Raw genomic sequence first — 3078 nt, 5'->3', positions numbered from 1 at the left:
GAACTGCGTGAGCCGTTGCGGTGCACCGCCGTGACATCACATTTTTTGTGGAAAGCAGTACGCCTGCCTGAGTTGGGCGGCGCCTTTCGGAGAGGGACTCGATCCCATGATTTCGCAGGGAAAGTTCGGCACCTTGGCGGCCGCAGTCGAGCCGCCTGGTGACCCTCATGCGCGGGAACTGGCCGTGGTGGTCCTCGCCGCCGGCAACGGAGAGCGGATCGGGGGCGGCATCCAGAGAGTCCTGCGGTGGATGGGCGGACGGGCTCTGCTGGGGCATGTGCTGGACGCGGTCGGGGAACCGCGTCCGCAGCGCACGGTGGTTGTCCCGGGCCGCTATCGCGAGCAGGTGAGCGCCTACCTGGCCGAGGAGTTTGGCAACCGCGCCACCGCGTGGCGGACGCCGGTGCAAGAGCAGCAGCGGGGCTACGGCCCGCGGACGGCGGCCGCCGCGCCCAGGCCCTGATGGTGGAGTACACCGACGTTGAGTGATTGGACTTCGAGCTGTAGGACATCCACGGTGATCGCGTCGAACAAGCCGTTGTGACTGAGCGCTTCACTTGACGGATGAGCGGATGAGCGGATGAGCGGATGAGTTGGCGAGTTGAGCCTGCGCGCGTTGACAGGTTGCGATGTGCCGGGTTGGCCTTGCTGGGGCTGCAGGCATCTGCCGCCGCGCCGGATGGGCGTGTGCTCGCGCCGCCCTGGGTGAACACCTGCACATGGCGGTACCGTTCCCAACGTGTCCTGCGGGCAGTACGCAGTGTCGCGTTCCGTTGGGGCACTGGCCGGCCCTGGCGGCCTGGCCAAGGACCCGTGGCGGGAGGAGGGGATGTCAGTTTCATGATCGGCCCTACGGCTCCACGAGTACGGCGGATCACTCGCCCCGATGTGATCCTGCGCGGGGAGGAGGTCGGTGCCGGACCAACCTTCCTGCTCCTTCACGCCGGTGGCGAACGCCGTCAGGTGTGGGGACCCGTCAGCGAGGTCCTCGTCGATGCCGGGTACCGGTGTGTGGCCTTCGACCAGCGAGGCCACGGTGACAGCGAGGGCAGTGCTCGGACACTGTCCGCGTGCGCGGAGGATGTCGCCGCGATGGTGCACACCGAGCCACCGGCAAGCGTGGTAGTCGGTGCCTCACTGGGAGGGCTCGCCGCCATCGCCGCTCTCGCGGATCCGGCAGTGCGAGCCAGGGTGGCGGGGCTGGTGCTGGTCGACGTCGTACCGTGCCTCGAACCTTCCAGGGTTCGCCGCTTCCTCGCTTCCGTCGGCCCGCTCGGCGCCCACACCGAGCTCGTCGAGGACACCCTCGCCCAGGCCCCACGGCTACGGCAGGTCACCGCGGAACTCGACCTGCCCCTCCTGCTCGTCCATGGCGGCAACGGCTCGTCGCTCACCGACGAGGACATCGACCAGTTGCTGCACCTGGCTCCTCACACCACCGTTCGACCCATCCGTGGCGCCGGGCACCTCATTGCCCGCGATCAGCCCGTGGCCTTGGCCCAAGCCGTGATCGCCACCACCGCTGCCTGGCGGTGAGCACGCCACTGGTTTCCGGTACCCCGCGAAGTGGGGTGACGTCATCGCAGGCGAGGCCGCGGTGCTGGTCGAGTCCGTCAACGACAGGTGCCCGGCCAACGCGCAACTCGCCAATTGAACTGCTCAGTTACAGCCGTAAACGCAGCCGCACGGGTCAGGGTTGGCCCCGGCATGATGCGAGGACTCACCCTCATGGCGGCGACAGCCCTTTTCGTAAGCACCGCATGGGTGCCGCACGCCTCTGCCTCCGCTGCCTCCGGGCCGCGGTTCAGCCCGTGTGGCTACCAGGTAACCGGTGACGGTGTCCGGCTCCACACGAAGCCGGGTATCGGCACCGTGCTCGGCCTGCTGCACCGCGGGGACACCGTGTATGCCGACAAGGCCTGCGGCAGCTGGTGGCGGGGGCGGCTGGCCTACGACAGCGGCAGCGACTTCGGCACCCGCGAGACGTCAGGACTGCCTGCCGGCAGCGTGGGATGGATGGCCAAGCGGTACACGCGGGCTCACATTTGCCTGCAGATCGACTGACGTCGTCCATGCCCGGTGGGAGGGAGAGTGCGGGGCTCTACGGGCCGGCACAACCCCGCCCGCACATCTTAAGACCGTGTCCTACGTGGCGAGGCGGACGAGGCGCTTGTAGCAGCAGAGGGCGGCGGCGAGTCCGAGAAATGCCAGGTAGTTGCGGGGATCGCGTTCGTAGCGGGGGCTGAGTCTGCGGTAGCCCGACAGCCACGACATCGTCCTCTCGATCATCCACCGGCGGCGGCCCAATCGTTCGCTGGACTCGATGCCTTTGCGGGCGATCCGGACTCCGATGCGCTTGCCGCGTAACCATTTCCGCAGGTCCGGACGGTCATAGGCTTTGTCCGCGTGGAGGCGCTCGGGCTTGAAGTAGCGGCCACGATGCGGGTCGTGTCTCGTTTGGTGACCCGCCACCATTGGCTTCAGCCCTTCACCGTCATGGGTGTTGCCGGCCGAGACACCAACGAGGAGGGGCAGGCCGTTCGCGTCCGACAGGATGTGCATCTTGGAACCCGGCTTGCCCCGGTCCACCGGGCTCGGTCCTGTGTGTTCGCCCCCTTTTTAGCCCTGACGTGGGCGGTGTCGAGGACGACGCGGGTGATGTCGATGAGGCCCGCGTCGTCGAGCCGGTGCAGCACGGCTTCGTGCAGTCGGCCCCAGACGCCGGCCCGGGACCAGATCAAGAACCGGCGGTGCGCCGTCGACTTCGATATTCCGAAGCAGGGCGGGAGCGATCGCCAGGCACAGCCGCTGACCAGGACGTAGACGATGGCCGCGAACAGCGTCTCATCAGGCGTGTCCCGCGTTTCTCCGCCCTGAGGCCGCACCTTGGACGCTGGGATCAGCGGCTTCGCGATCTCCCACAGCCCGTCCGGAACAATCCAGCTCCACTTACCCCGCCCCATGCCCGGACCAACGACGCCTCACCACGTAGGACACGGTCTTACGGGGTGAGGTCGGTTTGCCGGTTGCCGCGCCACTCGGCGAGCAGGACGGTGGCGTCGTCGTCGAGGTGTCCGC

4 protein-coding genes are annotated in these 3078 nt (G+C 67.9%); 3 read left to right on the top strand and 1 reads right to left on the bottom strand.

Annotated features, from left to right (window positions below; all coding sequences use genetic code 11):
- Positions 1-106: 106 nt before the first annotated feature.
- From IE312_RS37240 to IE312_RS37230, 3 genes are all read left to right on the top strand, one after another.
- Positions 107-463 (top strand): NTP transferase domain-containing protein, encoded by a 357-nt coding sequence (locus IE312_RS37240; protein ID WP_189986746.1) that lies wholly within the window; start codon positions 107-109, stop codon positions 461-463.
- Positions 464-888: 425 nt separating this feature from the next.
- Entirely contained in the window at positions 889-1536 is a 648-nt protein-coding gene (locus tag IE312_RS37235) for an alpha/beta fold hydrolase (RefSeq protein ID WP_229900907.1), read from the top strand.
- Between the two features lie 192 nt (positions 1537-1728).
- A complete protein-coding gene (locus IE312_RS37230; protein WP_189986744.1) occupies positions 1729-2064 on the top strand; it encodes an SH3 domain-containing protein in 336 nt (111 codons plus the stop codon).
- Positions 2065-2145: 81 nt separating this feature from the next.
- On the opposite strand, the gene IE312_RS37225 is transcribed toward IE312_RS37230, so the two are convergent.
- Positions 2146-2963, bottom strand: a protein-coding gene (locus IE312_RS37225; RefSeq protein ID WP_189986743.1) for an IS5 family transposase whose coding sequence is annotated in 2 segments (ribosomal slippage) — positions 2146-2621 and positions 2621-2963 — 819 coding nt in all. Because the reading frame shifts where the segments join, the coding sequence is not laid out codon by codon here.
- Positions 2964-3078 lie beyond the last annotated feature (115 nt).

This window comes from Streptomyces capoamus (genome assembly GCF_014654935.1).
Taxonomy (GTDB): Bacteria; Actinomycetota; Actinomycetes; order Streptomycetales; family Streptomycetaceae; genus Streptomyces; species Streptomyces capoamus.
This window is presented reverse-complemented; position numbering and strand designations above follow the sequence as displayed.

What these genes read in the sequence shown, in the direction of transcription:
- IE312_RS37240 (WP_189986746.1), top strand. Translation starts at nt 107, where the DNA reads ATGATTTCGCAGGGAAAGTTCGGCACCTTGGCGGCCGCAGTCGAGCCG.
- IE312_RS37230 (WP_189986744.1), top strand. Translation starts at nt 1,729, where the DNA reads ATGGCGGCGACAGCCCTTTTCGTAAGCACCGCATGGGTGCCGCACGCC.